We start from the raw sequence: 17,037 nt of genomic DNA, 5'->3' as shown, positions 1-17,037 counted from the left end.
CCGGCCGTTTTGTTATTCAGAGTCCGCATTAATGCGGCATTAAGATTCACCCGCTATGATCAGGCACTACCCATTATTCTGAAAGGGGAATTGCTGATGAAGAAATCCACTCTCATTGGATCTTTGCTGCTGGCGACCATCGCTGCCAGCGCCTTCGCCGCCAGTCCGGCCAGCGAGCGCCGTACGGTCTTCAAACATTACAAGCAGTCGCTGGGCAGCATGAACAAAATGCTCAATGCCGGCAGTTTTGATCAGGCACAGTTTGCCGCTGCCGCCAAGTCGCTGGAAGCCGAGGCGCACACTCCCTGGCAGTATTTCCCGGCCGGTAGCAGCACCCGTGATACCAAGCCGGAAATCTGGAGCAATCCGCAAGGCTTCAAACAAGCCAGCGATGACTTCGAACGCAAGGTCAGCAAGCTGAACCAGGTCGCCGCCGCCGGCGATGTGAATCAGGTCCGGGCGAGCTTCCGTGAAGTCCAGCAGTCCTGCAAGGCCTGTCACGACAAGTTCCGCAACTGATCCTCAGTCGGTTTCGACCCGCTCCCTGCGCTGGCGCATCCATTTGCGCCAGCCTCGTCCTCCCAAGATCACCCCGGCCAGCCCCAGCATGACCAGCCACTGATAATGGCCCAGGTCGGCAAACAACAGATGGACGGTCTCGCCGAACACATAGCCTGCTCCGGCCACCAGTGGCGCCCAGATCGCGGCACCAATCATGTTGTACAAAACAAAATGCCGCGTGGCGATACCACTGTTACCGATGATGATCGGGCCAGCAATGCGCAGACCGTACATGAAGCGGATCAGGACGATGATTCGGCGCTGATAGCGCAGCAACAGGGCATTGACCTGGGCGACATGTCCGGCAAGGCGGGGATAGCGGGCAATCAGGGGGCGCCCGAGATACTTGCCCAGCAAAAAGAAGAACAGATCGCCGAGGCTGCCGGCAAAGAAGGCGGTCAGCACGACCAGCGGGAAGGAAAGATAACCCTGGTGGGCGGCAAAACCGGCCAGAATCAGGATGGTCTCGCCTTCCAGCAGGCAACCGATCAGGACAGCCCAGTAGCCATAGTTGGCAAGAAGTGCAGCAAAGCTCATGATGGCCCGGTGTGACTACAAATGATAAGCCGCAATGTAACAGATACGACTTTGGTGTAGAACATGACATTGCTCTGACTGGTATATCGAGTCAAACCTGCTTAAATCCAGAGTAATCCCATGAGACAGCAGGTTGGCGTCGAGAAGATCGTGCAGCAGGGTCTGGATCACAAACCAGCAATGATCGGGGGACGGTAAATGCGCTGGAAGACATGGGTAATGGGGGTGCTGTTGACGGCCAGTAGCGTCGCCATGGCAGCCAGGCCGATGTCCATCGTTCTGTCCAATCAGGAGTATCCGCCTTATGAGGGACAGTCGCTGGCCGGTCACGGTTTGTTGAGCAGGGTGGTGAGCGAGGCTTTTCGCCTTCAGAACGTCAAAGTGCACTATGTGTTCTACCCCAACAACCGTAACCTGCAGTCGGCCCGGACCGGGGCCGTCGATGGCAGCCTGGGTTGGGCCATCACCCCTGAGCGACAGAAGGATCTGTTGTATACCGATCCGGTCATGAGTCTGCGCATGGTGTTTTTTCAGCGCAAGGATCATCCCTTGTCGTGGAAGAGTCTGCAGGATCTGAGTGACAGCCGTATTGGCATCACCACGGGCAACACCTATTCGCAGGAATTTGGCCGCCTGCAGTCGGCCGGCATTCTGCACACCGAGACATCGCCGGATGATTTGTCCAACCTGCGAAAGCTGTTGGCAGGTCATATCGATCTGTTCCCGATCGATTCGGAGGTGGGGGCACTGATGTTGATGCAGCATTTCCCGCGTGCCCAGCGCGTTCAGGTGGAGGCGCAGGACAAGCCGTTCTGGATTGCCAAAGTCCATGTGGTGATCTGGCGCCACCATCCTCAGGCAGCGGAGCTGGTGCGCCGCTTTAACCGTGGCCTGTCTCAGTTGCGCGCCTCGGGGGAATTCAACCGACTGATCGAGAACACCCGCAACCAGATTTATCAGGGCCTCGATCCTCATTAGCTACAGGGAGGACCGCATCATGCGCCTGTTGACCCGTCTGATCATGTGGTTGTCTCTGCTCACGCTGGCCATGAGCTGCCGGGCAGAGCAACCGGAAATCAGCATCGTCCTTTCCAATCAGGAATATCCGCCCTACATGGGGCAAAGCATGGCCGGCGATGGTTTGATGTCGCGGGTGGTGAGTGAGGCTTTTCGCCTGCAGAACGTCAGGGTGCGCTATGTGTTCTATCCCAATAACCGTACCTTGCAGTCGGCGCGCACCGGTGCGGTGGATGGCAGCCTGGGCTGGGCCATTACCCCGGAGCGACAGAAGGATTTGTTGTATACCGATCCGGTCATGAGCCTGCGCATGGTGTTCTTCCAGCGCGCCGATCATCCCGTCGCCTGGAAGCACATGCGGGACCTGGCCTCCCGGCGTATTGGCATTACCAGCGGCAATACCTATTCGGAAGAATTCAGCCGGTTGCAGGCCGCCGGGGTGCTGCATCCCGAAGCCTCGCCGGATGATGTCTCCAATTTGCGCAAACTGCAGGCAGGCCATCTGGACCTGTTTCCAATCGATTCGGAGGTCGGCGCCTTGCTGATGGTGCAGAATTTCCGTCCGGATCAGCGAGCGCAGGTGGTGGCACAGCCAGAGCCGTTCTGGACTGCACCGATGCATGTGGTGATCTGGCGCCGGCATCCGCTTGGCGCCGAACTGGTTCGGCGTTTCAATCTCGGCCTGAAGCAACTGCATGCCTCCGGCAAGTTCAATCAGCTGGTGGAAGAAACCCGCAACGAGATTTACCTGAGTCTGGATCACAACTGATCGTGAGTGCGGCCCGGCTTGGTCCGGGCCGGAGACAGCCGCGCAGGCCGCCTGCGCGCCAGAGACTCATTCCTGCTCTTCGTCGGCCTCCAGTTCGGCCCGCAAGCGGGTGAAGAACTGATGAATCGCGGCCACATTGGGCGAAATCGCCCCCAGCCAGTCGGCCCGGTCCTCGGGGCTGATTTCCTGCAGGTAGCCCTTCATCTCTTCGTCAGGCTGCCCTTCGAAGGCCAGTGCCATGATCGGGGCCAGCAGCTCGGCCTGCTGCGGATCATCCAGCAGCAGCGTCCAGTCGTCATAGACCAGCTGCATGCCTTCGACAAAACCCTGAGCCCAGTCGTTGCCGCGGAACACGCCGTGCTCATCCGCATCCAGCCAGGGATGGAAGGGCTGTCCGGATTGCAGGGTATGCGAAATATCCAGCCAGTGGCGCATCAGCAGGTGTGCAAACCGTTCCAGCCCCTGTGCGCCGGGAAAGGCGTCCTCGTCGTCGAAGGCATCGCCGAGAATGATCGGCAGGCATTCCGTCGGACGGATGGGCATCGGGCCGCACAGCAGGGCGGTAAAGAACCCGTCGAGCTGTTCGAGGTTCATGCAATCCTGATCGCTGAACCGGGCCAGCGTCTCGGCCAGGCGCTGATAGTCCCGGTCGGTCAAGGCTTCGTAATTCATGATGTGGCTCGCGAGTTGATGTTGCCGGCATTATCGGCGCTTTACGTCCTCAACGGGGAAAAATCTGTCTGTGGATGGACCCCTTCTGTCAGCGCAGAGTGGCTCTGTGATGCCGTATGCCACGCTGCCAGAATGGCACGGTTCTTTTGACGGAGAGCTGTACCATGACTGAGTTTGTCAAGACTGCGCGGACGCGGATGCGTCATTGCGCCCATAAAGCCAGCTATGACCGGGAAACGATCTATCAGGTGATCGACGATATCCCGGAATGCACCATTGCCATCTGCGACGCGGACAGCGGACTGCCCCGCCAGATGGTCTCGACCCACTGGCGGGTCGAGGATGCCCTGTACATTCATGGCAGCAACGGCAGCCGTTTTGGCCAGCAGCTTGCCGCCGGCTGTCCCGCCGCGGTTTCCCTGGCGGTTACCGACGGGCTGGTGCTGGCCCGCTCGGCATTCGATACCTCGATCAATTTCCGCTCGGTCATGGCCTATGGCGCTTTTGAGGTTGTTCGGGAAGAAACGGAACGGTTGCAGTTGCTGCAGGCTTTCTATGAAAAGCTGCTGCCTGGTCGCTGGCAGGAGGTGCGTCAGCCAACCGTACAGGAAATGGCGGCCACCCTGGTGTTGCGCTTTGCGCTGACCGAAGTGGTGGCCAAACTGTCGACCGGCGAGCCGGATGATGGCGCCGAGGCCCCCGGTCAGTGGGGCGGAGTGTGGACGTATCACCATGGCTGGGGCGAGATCGTGCCGGACAGCCGGAGCCAGACCTTGCCGCTGCCTGCCAGCGTTGCCCGGCAGCGGGCGAAATGAAAACAGCCGGTCTGGACTGACCGGCTGTTGACCTGGCGCGCTTCAGGCTCGGGACTTTTCTTGCAGGATCGCGTAGATCTGATCCTTCAGCAGCAATTTCTGCTTCTTGAGGGTCTCGATTTCCAGCTGTCCCAGGTGCTCCTGCCCATTCTCGACATTCTGAATACGTTGATCCAGTTCATTATGCTCATCGAACAGACGCTCAAAATGCCGATCATGTTGTTTCAGATGGGTAATCAGTTCTCGGTGCTCTCTAAACATCGAACCTCCTTTGCCTGGTTGCCATGTCCCCAGACTACGCCGATGTGCGGTAAATAACAGCTGAAATCCGGTGTGGTGTGAAAGCTTGTTGCGATGACGCAAACAATCCTGTTTCGAGGAGGAAAATCGGTTCTGTCGCCGCCGCCAAGGTGCGAAACTCGATGTTTGGGCGCCTGACTGTCGTCAGGTCGGTGCGGTTGGCTGACGTAAAAGAGCCCGGCACAAGGCCGGGCCAAAACGAAACACGGTGAAAACGGCTAGGTCGCAGCCTGGTCGCTCAACCTGGCTGCGATAACAAAACCGTCGGGTATAGTTATAGGCTTGACGGTGGGTGGCTGTCAAGTAAACTGTACTCATTGGTTTAATTAAGGGTGGTCATGCGAGTCAAAAGTGAAGCCAAGCGCAACAGTATCCTGCAGGCAGCGCTGACCGTCTTCCAGCGTCACGGTTTCGAAGGCAGCGCGATGGATGAGATTGCCCGGCAGGCTGGTTGCTCCAAGGCCACGCTGTATAGTTACTATCCCTCCAAAGAAGCCCTGTTCATGGCCGCCATGGATGCGCACTGTGCCTCGCGCTTCACCGATGCTTTTGCCAATCTGCGTTATGACGGCAACCTGGAGGCCTCCCTGCAGGATTTCGGTCTGGCACTGTTGCCGACGCTGCTGGCTGACGATCTGCTGGCCATGCGTCGCAGCGTGATGGCAGAGGCCGGCAGCTCGCCGGTCGGGAAGCTGTTCTACGAACGGGGGCCGAAGCAGGGGCAGGGGCGGCTGGCGGACTTTCTGCAGACCCAGATGCAGGCCGGACGCTTGCGCCAGGCCGATGCATGGCGTTGCGCCCGCCATCTCTTGTCTTTGCTGGAGGGTGATTTCCTGATGCTGGCCATGCTGGATGTGTCGCCACGTCCGACGCGCGAGGTGCTGGCCGAACATGTTGCCGAGGTCGTCGCGGTCTTTCTCTGTGCTTATCTTCCCACCGCGAACGCCTGATGCCCGCTTGATCCGCATGTGCTACTTTTCCGCTATACACGGTCGGAATTGTCGGAGAGCCCATGCGTCGATGTCTTCTTGTCCTGCTGTCGTGTCTGTGGTGTACCCTGGCTGCGGCATCGCCATCCCCGGCCCCGGGGACCGAGGCCAGTGCCGCTGTCATGGCCTCGGCCGACAGCGCTGAGCTGCTGGTTGCCCATCGCCCCATTTTTACCTTCCGGACCGCATTGTTCGGGGCCTCGCCCAAAGAGCGCGCCGAGCGGGCCCGTGAGCTGGTCGAGCAAATGCTGGCTCAGGACGGACCGCTGACTGTTCAGCTGCAGCCCAATCCGCTCGGACAGCTGGTGTTGCTGGGAAACCGGCTGGTGTTTGTGATCAGCCCGGGCGACGTGGATCCTTTGCGGCAGGAAACCCTCAACGGGGTGGCCACGGCCGCTGCGGCGCAGCTGGAACGGGTGGTGGCGGAAACCCGGGAGGCCAGCAATCTGCATGCGGTTTTGCTGGCCTTGTTGTGGAGCGGGCTGGCCACGCTGTGGCTGCTGCTGATGCTCTGGGGACTGGCCAGACTGCGCCGCTGGCTGGCGGCCTTGCTGCTCCGTCTCGCCGAGCGCAAGGTCAGTGCCCTGCGTGTCGGCAATGTCGAGCTGATCGAGCGCCGTTACCTCTACCCTCTGCTCGGGCGTTTGCTGGCACTGCTCAACGGCCTGTTGGTCTTGCTGCTGTGCTATCGCTGGCTGAGCTTTGTGCTGCTGCGCTTTCCCTATACCCGCCCCTGGGGCGAGACGCTGAACCAGTCGTCCCTGGCGCTGGCGCAGCGCCTGTTCGATGCGGTGATCAGTGCCTTGCCCGGTCTGGGGGTGGCACTGGTGATTTTCTTCCTGGCCAGGCTGGTGGTCGGACTGGTGGGGCATGTCTGCCAGCGACTGGCGGAAGGCGGTGCCAGTGGCAACTGGCTGAACAGCGATACCCTGCCCACGACGCGGCGCCTGCTGGCGATTGCCATCTGGCTGTTTGCCCTGGCCATGGCCTATCCCTATCTGCCCGGCGCCCAGACCGAGGCCTTCAAGGGCTTGTCGGTCTTGCTGGGGTTGATGGTGACACTCGGTGCCTCCAGTATTGTGGGCCAGGGTGCCGCCGGCCTGATCCTCACTTATACACGGACCTTTCGCCCGGGGGATTATGTCCAGGTCGGTGAGCATGAGGGCACCGTGCAGCAGGCCGGGATGTTTACCACCCGTATTCGCACCGGTACCGGCATCGAACTGACCTTGCCCAATGCCCTGATTGCCGGCAGCGTGACACGCAACTACTCCCGGCGGGCATCCGGTGGCGGGGTCTTGCTGGAGACGAGCGTCAGTATCGGCTATGACACGCCCTGGCGTCAGGTCGAGGCCATGCTTCTGGAGGCCGCCGGACAGACGCCCGGCATCTTGTCCGAGCCGCCTGCCAGGGTTTATCAGACGGCGTTGCAGGACTTCTATCCGGTCTACCGTCTGGTGGTGGTGCTGTCGCACGAGGGCCCGCCCAGGGTGGATGTGTTGTCCGCCCTGCATGCCAGGATCCAGGATGTGTTCAATCACTACGGGGTGCAGATCATGTCGCCGCACTACATGGCCGACAGTGCCACGCCCAAGGTGGTGGCGCCACAGGACTGGCATCTGCCGCCCGCGTCACCGCCATAGCCGGACTTACTTCAGTTCGTCTGCGGACGGCTCCAGCACGCGGCGCAGTTTCGCCAGCAGCCAGTTAACCCATGGCGACTGATGGAAGAAGTAGTTCCAGGTCGGATGGTCGGTCGCGCCGAGCGTGCGCTTGAAGCCATAGCTGGTGGCTCCCAGTTCGATTTCCCGGCAGCCGCGTGCCTGAGCGACTTCGACCGATCGGATGAACATGGCAAAGTACAAACCATGCTCATGGCTGTGTGCGTAATCCATGCCGATGAACATATTCATCATCTGATCACCCTTGCCCAGCAGTTGGGTGAACCCGATCAGCCGGTCATCCTGATAGAACAACAGATAGGTACTGCTGGCGCTGGTGCGCCGGAAATACGCCGGTTCGAGCCGGCCAAATTTGACTGGTGCCTTCTGCCAGGTCTGCAGATAGAGCGCATAGAGGCGTTCCAGCTCGGCCTCCGGCAGTCCGTCATGAAGCACATAGCGCAATGCCGAGGCTTTGTTCAGTTTGCGTTTCAGCAGATTGCGCTTGTCGCTCCTGAGCGAGCCGTAATAGTTGCCATTCAGCTTCAGTACCGGCACAGGCAGGCCGACGACCCGGGTAAATTCCGGCAAGGCCAGATCGGCGCCATATCCCTTCCAGGCAATCAATTGGCCCTTTTGCTTGAGTCGGTCACTGACCAGCCGGGTGATCTCGGGGGTCAATTCGCCCTCGACTCGCCCAAAATCGGCCACCGGATGGCCGACACAAGCCATCGGGACGGTTAGCCATGCCAGCGCTGGTTTCAGCCAGCCGTCGGACAGCATGGTATTGAGCTGAAAATCGGTCACGAAGTAGGGCAGCGTACACAGCCGCCGACCATCCTGTTCGATACTGAAAAAACCATGCTCAAAGCCGGGCAGACAGCCTTCGGCAAAGGCGCGGTAAAAGATTTCGTCATCGGCGAAACCTGACAGAAAGCCGTCGGGAGGCAGGGCGTGTTCAGTCAGGGTCATGGGCATGATGGTGAGGGAAAGCTGACAAGGTGTCTGCCAGCAGCAGATTCGGGTGATCGATATCGCCTAAGCGAAAGGTGGTTTCGCCTACTTGTTGCATGCCTTGAGCCAGATAAAAGTGCAGGGCGGCCGTGTTATATGCCCAGATGCTCAGCCACAAGGGGGCAGGTGCCGCTGTGCGACAGGCGGCCAGCAGGCGCTGGCCAAGACCCCGGCGGGCGAAGCCGGGGTGAACATACAGGGTTTCCAGTTCGCAGCCCCCCACTTCTGGGATGGGGCCGGCCGGGGCGCGATTCAGCCGGGCATAGGCGAGCAGACGCGGGCCGTCCGCGGCCAGCAGGATCCGTTGCTGCGGGTCGGCCAGCCAGCGCCGGAACTGTGCCGGACTCAATGAATGCAGCACATGGCGTGCCATGTCTGGCTCAATGCCGTCTACTGCATAGGTATGCAGCCAGACCAGCATGGCCAGTGCGGACAAGCCGTCGGCATCGGTTTCCCGGGCTGAGCGGATCTCGGCATTGAGGGCCATGTGCTTTTAACGCGGCGGGATGTCCAGCGCACGCTGGACTGCGGGGCGTGCCAGGAAGGTCTGCAGGACGCGCTCGACTTCGGCAAAGTCACCATAGCCGACCAGATCGCCCGCCTGATAATAGTCGCGCAGGGTTCGTACCCAGGGAAGGATGGCCATGTCGGCAATGGTGTAGGCCTGGTCCATCATCCAGTCCTTGCCGCAAAGATGACGATCCAGCACCCCCAGCAGCCGACGGGCCTCGGCGGCGTAACGGTCACGCGGACGCTTGTCTTCAAACGCGGCACCGGCAAATTTGTGGAAGAACCCCAGCTGGCCAAACATCGGCCCGACGCCGCCCATCTGGAACATCAGCCACTGAATGGTTTCATGGCGGCCTGCCGCGTCGGCGGGCAGGAAGCGCCCCGTCTTTTCTGCCAGGTACAGCAGGATGGCACCAGACTCAAACAGGCCGAACGGCTTGCCGTCCGGTCCATTCGGATCAAGGATGGCCGGAATCTTGTTGTTGGGGTTGAGCGACAGAAATTCGGGTGACAACTGCTCATTGCTGTCGAAGTGAACAGTATGCGCCTCGTAGGGCAGGCCGGTTTCCTCCAGCAATACAGAAACCTTGATGCCATTCGGCGTGGGCAGTGAATACAGTTGCAGGCGGTCGGGATGTTGTGCCGGCCATTTGCGGGTAATCGGGAAAGCGGACAGATCGGTCATGCTGGCTCCTCAAGAGGACGGACTGAGCCATCTAGCATAAAGGAATCTGTCCGCGAGGTGTGGCCGTTGTCAGACGGCCAGTTTGTGGTGCATGTGATCGGCCCAGTCGTCGAACTCGGTTTCGTCCAGCGCCACCAGCCGCAGCACGCCTTCCTTGATTTCATCCCAGCCGGCGTCGACATTGCCGGGCGTGAGTGTGCGCCAGACATGCAGCGCGGCACGGGTGATGGCAATCGACAGGCGCATGGGCTGGTCAATCGGCAGATCGGATTGCGGATCGTAAACGGTCGCATCATGCTGCAGCAGGATGGCCTGACAAAATGTCTCGGGCATGTTCCAGGCGCGGGCCACGAGATAGCCGACAATCTCGTGGCAGGTGCCATGCAGTTCGTTTTCGATTTTGGCGCTGCGGCCATCCGAAGCCATCTCGATCAGTTGCAGGGTGCGCTCATAATTTTTGTAGCGCATCAGCATCAGGGCGATGCCGCAGCCATGGAACAGCGCATAGGTCTGGCAATCTTCCGGGGTATGCACGATATGGTTGCACAGCGCCTTGCTGATCTGTGCCGTCAGCATGGCACGCTCCCAGAATTGTTCGATACTGGCCGGGGCATCGCCGGTCAGGCGGCTGCGCAGCACCAGGCCGCTGATCAGGCTGACCACGTTTTTACTGCCGAGGATGTTGATGGCTTGCGATACCGAGCTGATCGTGCGGGTATGGGCAATCAGCGGGCTGTTGGCGGCTTTGAGGACCGCGGCGGACAGTGCGACGTCCGACTCGATGACTTGTCCGATTTTCTGCAGATTGACGTTCGGGTCGTCCCGCAGTTTGAGCAGGCTGTCCAGTACCGACGGCCGTGGCGGAATCACCAGGTTTTTCAGTAGTTTGTCGCGTTCTGCTGCGCTGATTTGTCCGTGATCGACACTCATTATTCACCCCGTTGCCTGCCAATGATCGTCTGGCGTCCGGCTTGGCCCACTACTCCGGCCGAACGGGACGCACAGAATCCCTAATCGAGTTATAGGCAGATCCTTGCACGATCGCAGCCAGAATGCGAAACGGGCGCCTGCGGGCACCCGTTCTGGTCAACCGGCAATCAGCCAGTCCGGATCAATCCTGGGCATCCGCCATGCGGGCACCCTGGAAATCGATCTCCTGCAGCGGCACGACACGCGTCCGGTGCTTGTACTTGTAGCCCAGCCAGAACAGTACGAACAAGGGGATGCCGATGTAGGTGGCGACCACCCCGTTCCAGTCGATCTTGGTGCTGGTGAAGGCGGCATAGTCCTGACCCAGCATGATCAGCATGCACAGGCTGAAGGCAAAGATCGGACCCAGCGGGAACAGCAGGGCACGATAGGGCAGGCTCTCCAGCTCGATGCCTTGCGCAACCAGGCCCTTGCGGAAGCGGTAGTGGCAGACGGCAATACCCAGCCAGGCAATGAAGCCGGTCATCCCCGCCGAGTTCAGCAGCCAGAGATAGACATCGTTGTTGTTGAACAGCGAGCTGAGGAAGCACAGACCGGCAATGGCCGTGGTCACATACAGCGCGTTGCGCGGCACGCCGCTCTTGGACAGCTTGCCGAATGCCTTGGGGGCCATGCCGTTATGCGCCATGGTATAGAGCATGCGGGTCGAGGCATACATGCCCGAGTTGCCGGTCGACAGCACCGCCGACAGGATGGCGGCATTGATCAGGCTGGCGGCAAAAGCCAGGCCGGCACGCTGGAACACCAGGGTAAACGGGCTGGCGCCCACGTCTTCCATGCCATTCTTCAGCAGCGACGGGTCGTTGTAAGGCAGGATCATGCCGACGACCAGAATCGACAGCATGTAGAACATCAGGATACGCCAGAAGATCTGACGGACGGCGCGCGGGATGGTGGCCTTGGGATTATCCGCCTCACCGGCGGCGACACCGATCAGCTCGGTGCCCTGGAAGGCAAAGCCGACGATCATCGACACACTGATGAAGGCAGGTATGCCGCCGACAAAGGAAGATCCGCTCAGGGTGAAAATGCCGAGGCCGGGGTGCATGCCATGCACCACGGGGGCACCCATGATCCCGACGATCATCAGCAGGCCCAGGACGATGAAGATGAGGATGGTGATCACTTTCAGCAGTGAACACCAGTATTCGGCCTCACCGAATCCTTTGACCGAGAAGTAATTCAGGGCAACGATAATGCCGAGGAACAAGGCGCTCCAGATCCATCCCGGTGTTGCCGGAAACCAGTAATGCATGATGATGGACGCGGCTGACAATTCGACGGCGATGGTCACCGCCCAGCTGTACCAGTAGTTCCAGCCGAGCGCAAAACCGAAAGCCGGATCGACAAAGTTCGATCCGTACACTTGAAAAGAACCGGATACCGGCATGTAGGCGGCCATTTCGCCCAGACTGGTCATCAGGAAGTACACCATCAGGCCGACAACACCGTAGGCCAGCAGGGCTCCGCCCGGGCCGGCTGTAGCCACGGTCGCTCCAGAGGCAAGGAACAGACCCGTGCCGATTGAACCCCCGATTGCAATCATGGACAGGTGGCGTGACTGGAGCTCACGCCGCAGTCCAGGCGTTTCCCGGTTTTTTTCCATAATGTTTGATTCCTAGTTGTTATCGATGCGGTTTCTTCGGTTTTTCCGCACCGGTTGGGCTTGCCTCGTGACAAACCATCAATGACCCGGGTACCAGCGAGACCCGAGGGCGTTTTACAACCAAGAAGTCTCCACCCACTCCCGTGTGGACACCTCTTTCTCCCAACAACAACGGACCATCCCTGCGGATGGATGAAGACAGACCCCCTGTCTTCATTCAACACCGGAAAACGCAATCTGTAAGCCTGGATTAATGCTTTTTGACTGTTTCGGTCTCTTTTTTTATGCGTAATCATCCCGGGGGGGAGTGCTCACGATAAAAGCCGAACATTGCAAAGCAAAACGCCAGAGGGCTTACTGCTGCGCAGCAGTCGATTCTGACAAATGGGCGGGAAAAAAGGTCGGACGGGAGAGAGACAGCAAACCCCGGGACAACGATTCCATCACGCTCATCTGATGGAATCGGCTGTTCCGGTCAGATGAGCTTCGGCTTACTTAACCTGTTCACCAGGCGCACGGCGACCACCCCGCAGGCGGCGGGGTTATGCGTGGTGGCGGTCAAGTCGAAAGTCATCATGGGGCGCGATGCTAGACCACAAACTTGCACGGCGCAAGACGAAATGCGCAACAAAAAAGCAGGTTTTTCCAGCGTGAACGGCAAAGCACGCTATATGGTGATTTGCACGGATAATTCTGATTGAAAAGCGTGGTTTTTTTACCGCACTTTGATGGTTTGCCGGGGTGGTTTGGGCGCCGGTGGCAACCCATACAACATAGGTGTTTGTTGGGTTTTGCCTACATATCATTATTTGCCGATGATTCCCGCCTTCGTTACGCCTGTCGCAGGGTTGAGCGATGGGTCGCTGACGGCTCTGTCCAGGCGAGCGATGGGCTCTCTTTTCGGTTGCCCTAGTTGAATGTCATTTTTTGTCCGGAGAGTCATGTAGTATGGGCGGTGTGTTTGATTGGCCGTGTCTATGCGATGGAGTCTGCCCGGATGAGCCCGCTTCCAAACAGCCTGAACTTACCCATTCCCCTGATTCAGGCGCCGATGGCCGGCAGCCCGACGACACCTGCCCTGGTTGCCGCCGTCAGCCAGGCCGGCGCCCTCGGCTCACTGGCGGCCGGTATGCTCGGTCCGACAGCGATGACGCAGGCCATGCAGGCCGTCCGCGCACTGACGGACCAGCCGTTTGCCGTCAATCTCTTTGTGTTGCCCCCCCCTGCGCCGGAACCCACCGAGGTAGAGAGGGCGAGAGCCCGTCTGGCACCGTTTTATCAGCGCCATGGTTTGAGCGTGCCGCAGCCAGATCGCTGGTGTGAAGACTTTTCAGCCCAGCTGGAGGCCGTGCTGGCCGACCCGCCTGCCTGGCTCAGTTTCACCTTCGGGATATTGAGTGCCGAACAGGTTCAGCGCTGCCATCGGGCCGGAAGCCGGGTTATCGGCACGGCGACGACCGTGGCAGAGGGGCTGGCCTGGCAGTCCGTAGGGGCCGATGCCGTCTGTGCCCAGGGTGCCGAGGCAGGTGGACATCGTGGCAGCTTTCTGGTGACGGGGCAGGCCGGCCTGATCGGCAGTATGGCCCTGGTGCCGCAGATGGTCGACAGGCTGTCGATCCCGGTGATCGCGGCGGGCGGGGTGATGGACGGACGGGGGATCGCCGCCTGTCTGCTGCTCGGTGCGCAGGCCGTGCAAATGGGAACGGCCTTTCTGCTGTGTGAGGAAAGCGGCATTGATGCTGCCTGGCGTGCCGCGCTGATGACGGCGCAAGACGATCAGACCAGGGTCACACGGGTATTTTCCGGGCGGGCGGCGCGTGGCCTGAATAATGCTTTTATCGAACAGATGTCAGCCTGCGAGGACGAGGTACCGGCCTATCCGCTGCAGAACGCCTTGACGGCGCCATTGCGTCAGGCCGCCGCCCGCCAGGGGCGGGCTGACGAACAGTCGCTATGGGCCGGCCAGGGGGTGGCCATGGCTCGCGCCATGCCGGCCGGTGCACTGGTGCGCCGGCTGGATGCCGAATGGCGTGCCTTGTTGCCCGGATGGTCTGCCCGCCGGGCTCAGAACGGCTCGGTGTAATACGACTGATGCTTGGCCAGTACGATGCGGAAATGGTCAAAGTGCCGCCGCAGAATCAGGCGCAGGATGGCAACGCCGATCAAGGCTGCCAGGATCGCGCCCTGTACCAGACAGAATGTCGACCACCAGTGACTGATGGTCGGCAGTTCGCCCGGCAGCAGCAGTCTTGCGGCTGAGCTTTCCAGGTGATCGAGGGCAAGGCTGCTCAGCGCACTGAGCAGAGCGGTACGCCAGAGGATGGCCCACCAGATGCGCAGGGCATGACGGTAGGTCACCTCGATTTCCTCAAGTTTGGCAGGGGATGGAATCATTTTTCACTTCTTCTCGTTCAGCCATTGTCGGGTAAGTGCCTGCCAGTCCGCCTGTTGTGACGCCAGGTCGCTGGCGGCCTGATGCAGCGAGGCCTCTACATTGCTGCTTTGCAAATTGCTCCAGCGCCACAATGCCCGGCTCAGCGCCTGGCCCTCTTCCGATTGCTGGAAGGCTGCAAAGGCCGGCAGTGACTTCCCGTATTGTCTGGCCAGCTGGTCCAGTGCTGCTCCGCGCTGAACGGCCAGCAGGTCGCAGATCACCCCCAGGGCAGCTGGGCTGCCACTCGGGTGTGCATGGCGCAACTGACGCACATTGGTTGACATGGCCAGTAACTGTTGTCGCTGCTTCATGAGCTCCGGCGCCGGCATCTGATCTCGCTGGATCGAAATGGGGGTGGAGGTCATCTGACTCAGCCCTTCGCCGACCAGTTGATCCAGCGCCCGGTTGAAGGCGAGGTACTGCTGCCCGGCCGGGCTGCGCAAATAGACCAGCAGGCGGTCGACGCCTTGCTGATTCAGGTTTTCCTGCAGCGCCTGCGCCAGTGTGTGGCGCCACTGGGAGGCCGGCAGGCTGGCAAACACCTGATGGACCACCGGGCGAATATCTCGGGTCAGCCGCGCCGTGACCGCCTTGGTGCCTTCGGCGCCGAGGCGGTTGTCCGGGTCGAGACTGTGCAGGTTCTGTCGGGTCAGCAGCATGACGGCGGCCTGCTCGGCAGCCGCCTGGCGACTTGACTGCGGCTGATTGCCGGCCAGCAGCATGGTCAGCGTCTGAATCGATGGCTGGCTGGCTTGCGCCTGCGAGCTGTCCGCGGCAATGGCAGATTGTGCGAGGCAGATGATCAGGGCGAGCTGGCTGCCGAGTCGCAGCCAGGGAGAGCGGGTTGTCATCAGTGATCTCCTGACGTCGAAGCGCAAGTGTGCATGGCGAAACCTTGTTGATTTTTTAATGTGTTTATTAGATTAACATAAATTACTATATGGTCGTTGCGTGAGGCATTTGGATACCGTTGATTGTTTGACAGCGTGATTTGAAGTGAATAGATTCCGTGGGTCCCTTGTCCGGACTAAATGGCGCCGGACTCATACAGATCTATCATTCAATAAGCAAAATAACAGGGTAGCAACCATGGCCATCAGCGTTTTTGATTTGTTCAAAGTAGGGATTGGTCCCTCGAGTTCTCACACAGTCGGCCCGATGCGGGCCGCTTGTCGTTTCGCCAACTGTCTGCGTAATCGTGATCTTCTGAAGGATGTCACTGCCGTAAAGAGCGAACTGTTCGGTTCGCTGGGGGCCACCGGTCGTGGTCACGGCTCGGATGTCGCCGTCCTGCTGGGGCTGGAGGGCGAGGAGCCGGATCAGGTGGATACTGACAGTGTCGAACCCCGCGTGGCCGGGATCCGCGCCAGCGGTCAGCTCAAGCTGCTGGGGGTGCATCCGGTCGCTTTCGTGGAAAAAGAACACCTGATCCTCTACCGTCGCGAGACTTTGCCCTATCACCCGAATGGCATGCGCTTCACGGCGTATGATGCCGCTGGCGCCGTCCTCTTTACCCGAATTTACTATTCTGTCGGCGGAGGCTTTGTCGTCAACGAGGAGGCGGCCGGGGCGGATCGCATCGCACTGGACAGCACCGAGTTGCCGTATCGCTTTCACAGTGCCAAGGAAATGCTCGCCATGTGTCGCGAGCAGGGCATGAGTATCAGCCAGTTGATGATGGAGAACGAAAAGGTCTGGCGCAGTGAGGAAGAGGTCAGGCGGGGTCTGCTGAACATCTGGGAAGTCATGCAGGCCTGTGTGCGTCGAGGTGCCGAACGCGAGGGCATCATGCCCGGCGGCCTGAAGGTCAAACGCCGCGCCGCCGAGTTGTATCGCAAGCTGATCAGCCGACCGGAAGCCGGGCTGAAGGATCCGCTGACCGTGCTGGACTGGGTCTCGTTTTACGCCCTGGCCGTCAATGAAGAAAATGCCAGCGGCGGCCGGGTGGTCACCGCACCGACCAATGGCGCTGCCGGCATCATCCCGGCGGTCTTGCACTATTACACCCGCTTCTACCCGGGAGCCGACGATGACGGCGTGATCCGTTTCCTGCTGACCGCCGGCGCCATCGGCATCCTGTATAAAGAAAACGCCTCGATCTCCGGTGCCGAGGTCGGCTGCCAGGGCGAGGTCGGGGTGGCGTGTTCGATGGCGGCCGGTGCATTGGCGGAGGTGATGGGCGGCAGTATCGAACAAGTCGAAAATGCGGCCGAGATCGGGATGGAACACAATCTCGGGCTGACCTGCGATCCGATCGGTGGCCTGGTGCAAGTGCCCTGCATCGAACGTAATGCCATGGCCTCGGTCAAGGCGGTCAATGCAGCCCGCATGGCACTGTTTGGCGATGGCCACCACTTCGTCTCGCTCGACAAAGTGATCCGTACGATGCGTGAAACCGGTGCGGACATGAAGGACAAGTACAAGGAAACCTCTCGCGGCGGTCTCGCGGTGAATGTGATCGAGTGCTGAGGCAGTCG

General features: G+C 60.1%; 19 protein-coding genes. 9 read left to right on the top strand and 10 right to left on the bottom strand.

All coding sequences use genetic code 11. The features are described 5' to 3' along the window. Positions 1–96 precede the first annotated feature (96 nt). Positions 97–519, top strand: coding sequence for a cytochrome c (locus tag AACH39_RS06410; protein ID WP_215781831.1), 423 nt, complete (start codon positions 97–99; stop codon positions 517–519). Positions 520–522: 3 nt separating this feature from the next. Here the strand turns inward: AACH39_RS06410 and AACH39_RS06405 are convergent, their stop codons facing one another. Continuing rightward, on the bottom strand, positions 523–1,098 hold the full coding sequence (locus AACH39_RS06405; RefSeq protein WP_215781832.1) for a DedA family protein: 576 nt from the start codon (positions 1,096–1,098) through the stop codon (positions 523–525). Positions 1,099–1,296: 198 nt separating this feature from the next. Here AACH39_RS06405 and AACH39_RS06400 point away from each other — a divergent pair, with 198 nt between their 5' ends. Both AACH39_RS06400 and AACH39_RS06395 read left to right on the top strand, forming a co-directional pair. Then, a complete protein-coding gene (locus tag AACH39_RS06400; RefSeq protein WP_215781833.1) occupies positions 1,297–2,076 on the top strand; it encodes a transporter substrate-binding domain-containing protein in 780 nt (259 codons plus the stop codon). 19 nt (positions 2,077–2,095) lie between these two features. After that, positions 2,096–2,884: a transporter substrate-binding domain-containing protein gene (locus AACH39_RS06395; protein ID WP_338621140.1), complete on the top strand. Its 789-nt coding sequence runs from the start codon at positions 2,096–2,098 to the stop codon at positions 2,882–2,884. Between the two features lie 66 nt (positions 2,885–2,950). Here AACH39_RS06395 and AACH39_RS06390 read toward each other — a convergent pair whose 3' ends face one another. Further along, complete coding sequence (locus AACH39_RS06390; protein WP_215781835.1) at positions 2,951–3,556, bottom strand: UPF0149 family protein; 606 nt, start codon at positions 3,554–3,556, stop codon at positions 2,951–2,953. Between the two features lie 164 nt (positions 3,557–3,720). Between AACH39_RS06390 and AACH39_RS06385 the strand changes: the two genes are divergently transcribed. Beyond that, the gene (locus AACH39_RS06385; protein ID WP_215781836.1) at positions 3,721–4,371 is read left to right on the top strand and encodes a pyridoxamine 5'-phosphate oxidase family protein; all 651 of its coding nucleotides are present in this window, start codon (positions 3,721–3,723) and stop codon (positions 4,369–4,371) included. 42 nt (positions 4,372–4,413) lie between these two features. Here AACH39_RS06385 and AACH39_RS06380 read toward each other — a convergent pair whose 3' ends face one another. Beyond that, positions 4,414–4,632: a DUF465 domain-containing protein gene (locus AACH39_RS06380; RefSeq protein WP_215781837.1), complete on the bottom strand. Its 219-nt coding sequence runs from the start codon at positions 4,630–4,632 to the stop codon at positions 4,414–4,416. 377 nt (positions 4,633–5,009) lie between these two features. On the opposite strand from AACH39_RS06380, the gene AACH39_RS06375 reads away from it, so the two are divergent. Both AACH39_RS06375 and AACH39_RS06370 read left to right on the top strand, forming a co-directional pair. Continuing rightward, the gene (locus AACH39_RS06375) at positions 5,010–5,621 is read left to right on the top strand and encodes a TetR/AcrR family transcriptional regulator C-terminal domain-containing protein (RefSeq protein ID WP_215781838.1); all 612 of its coding nucleotides are present in this window, start codon (positions 5,010–5,012) and stop codon (positions 5,619–5,621) included. A 62-nt stretch (positions 5,622–5,683) separates the two neighbouring features. Further along, on the top strand, positions 5,684–7,303 hold the full coding sequence (locus AACH39_RS06370) for a mechanosensitive ion channel family protein (RefSeq protein WP_338621139.1): 1,620 nt from the start codon (positions 5,684–5,686) through the stop codon (positions 7,301–7,303). Positions 7,304–7,309: 6 nt separating this feature from the next. On the opposite strand, the gene AACH39_RS06365 is transcribed toward AACH39_RS06370, so the two are convergent. The 5 genes from AACH39_RS06365 to AACH39_RS06345 all read right to left on the bottom strand — a co-directional run bounded on the left by AACH39_RS06365 (position 7,310) and on the right by AACH39_RS06345 (position 12,126). Continuing rightward, positions 7,310–8,293, bottom strand: coding sequence for a GNAT family N-acetyltransferase (locus AACH39_RS06365; protein WP_338621138.1), 984 nt, complete (start codon positions 8,291–8,293; stop codon positions 7,310–7,312). Further along, positions 8,280–8,822 (bottom strand): GNAT family N-acetyltransferase, encoded by a 543-nt coding sequence (locus AACH39_RS06360; protein ID WP_215781841.1) that lies wholly within the window; start codon positions 8,820–8,822, stop codon positions 8,280–8,282. Before AACH39_RS06360 ends, AACH39_RS06365 begins: the two co-directional genes overlap by 14 nt. A 6-nt stretch (positions 8,823–8,828) precedes the next feature. Beyond that, the gene (locus AACH39_RS06355) at positions 8,829–9,530 is read right to left on the bottom strand and encodes a glutathione S-transferase N-terminal domain-containing protein (RefSeq protein ID WP_338621137.1); all 702 of its coding nucleotides are present in this window, start codon (positions 9,528–9,530) and stop codon (positions 8,829–8,831) included. 69 nt (positions 9,531–9,599) lie between these two features. After that, positions 9,600–10,460 (bottom strand): HDOD domain-containing protein, encoded by an 861-nt coding sequence (locus AACH39_RS06350; protein ID WP_215781843.1) that lies wholly within the window; start codon positions 10,458–10,460, stop codon positions 9,600–9,602. 181 nt (positions 10,461–10,641) lie between these two features. Continuing rightward, entirely contained in the window at positions 10,642–12,126 is a 1,485-nt protein-coding gene (locus tag AACH39_RS06345; RefSeq protein WP_215781844.1) for an amino acid permease, read from the bottom strand. A 479-nt stretch (positions 12,127–12,605) separates the two neighbouring features. Between AACH39_RS06345 and AACH39_RS06340 the strand changes: the two genes are divergently transcribed. Together AACH39_RS06340 and AACH39_RS06335 are read left to right on the top strand one after the other, a co-directional pair. Further along, positions 12,606–12,827: a hypothetical protein gene (locus AACH39_RS06340; protein WP_215781845.1), complete on the top strand. Its 222-nt coding sequence runs from the start codon at positions 12,606–12,608 to the stop codon at positions 12,825–12,827. 296 nt (positions 12,828–13,123) lie between these two features. Further along, positions 13,124–14,209 carry a nitronate monooxygenase gene (locus tag AACH39_RS06335; protein WP_338621136.1) on the top strand — a complete coding sequence of 362 codons (1,086 nt, stop codon included), beginning with the start codon at positions 13,124–13,126 and terminating at the stop codon, positions 14,207–14,209. Here the strand turns inward: AACH39_RS06335 and AACH39_RS06330 are convergent. Together AACH39_RS06330 and AACH39_RS06325 are read right to left on the bottom strand one after the other, a co-directional pair. After that, on the bottom strand, positions 14,191–14,520 hold the full coding sequence (locus AACH39_RS06330; protein ID WP_215781847.1) for a hypothetical protein: 330 nt from the start codon (positions 14,518–14,520) through the stop codon (positions 14,191–14,193). The genes AACH39_RS06335 and AACH39_RS06330 overlap by 19 nt on opposite strands. A gap of 3 nt (positions 14,521–14,523) precedes the next feature. Beyond that, entirely contained in the window at positions 14,524–15,411 is an 888-nt protein-coding gene (locus AACH39_RS06325; protein WP_215781848.1) for a hypothetical protein, read from the bottom strand. 238 nt (positions 15,412–15,649) lie between these two features. On the opposite strand from AACH39_RS06325, the gene AACH39_RS06320 reads away from it, so the two are divergent. Continuing rightward, the gene (locus tag AACH39_RS06320; protein WP_338621135.1) at positions 15,650–17,029 is read left to right on the top strand and encodes an L-serine ammonia-lyase; all 1,380 of its coding nucleotides are present in this window, start codon (positions 15,650–15,652) and stop codon (positions 17,027–17,029) included. The last annotated feature ends 8 nt before the right edge of the window (positions 17,030–17,037 follow it).

Source organism: Paludibacterium flexuosum (genome assembly GCF_037076605.1).
Classification (GTDB): domain Bacteria; phylum Pseudomonadota; class Gammaproteobacteria; order Burkholderiales; family Chromobacteriaceae; genus Paludibacterium.
Note: the sequence above shows the minus strand (reverse complement) of the source record. Positions and strands in the feature narration are given on the sequence as shown.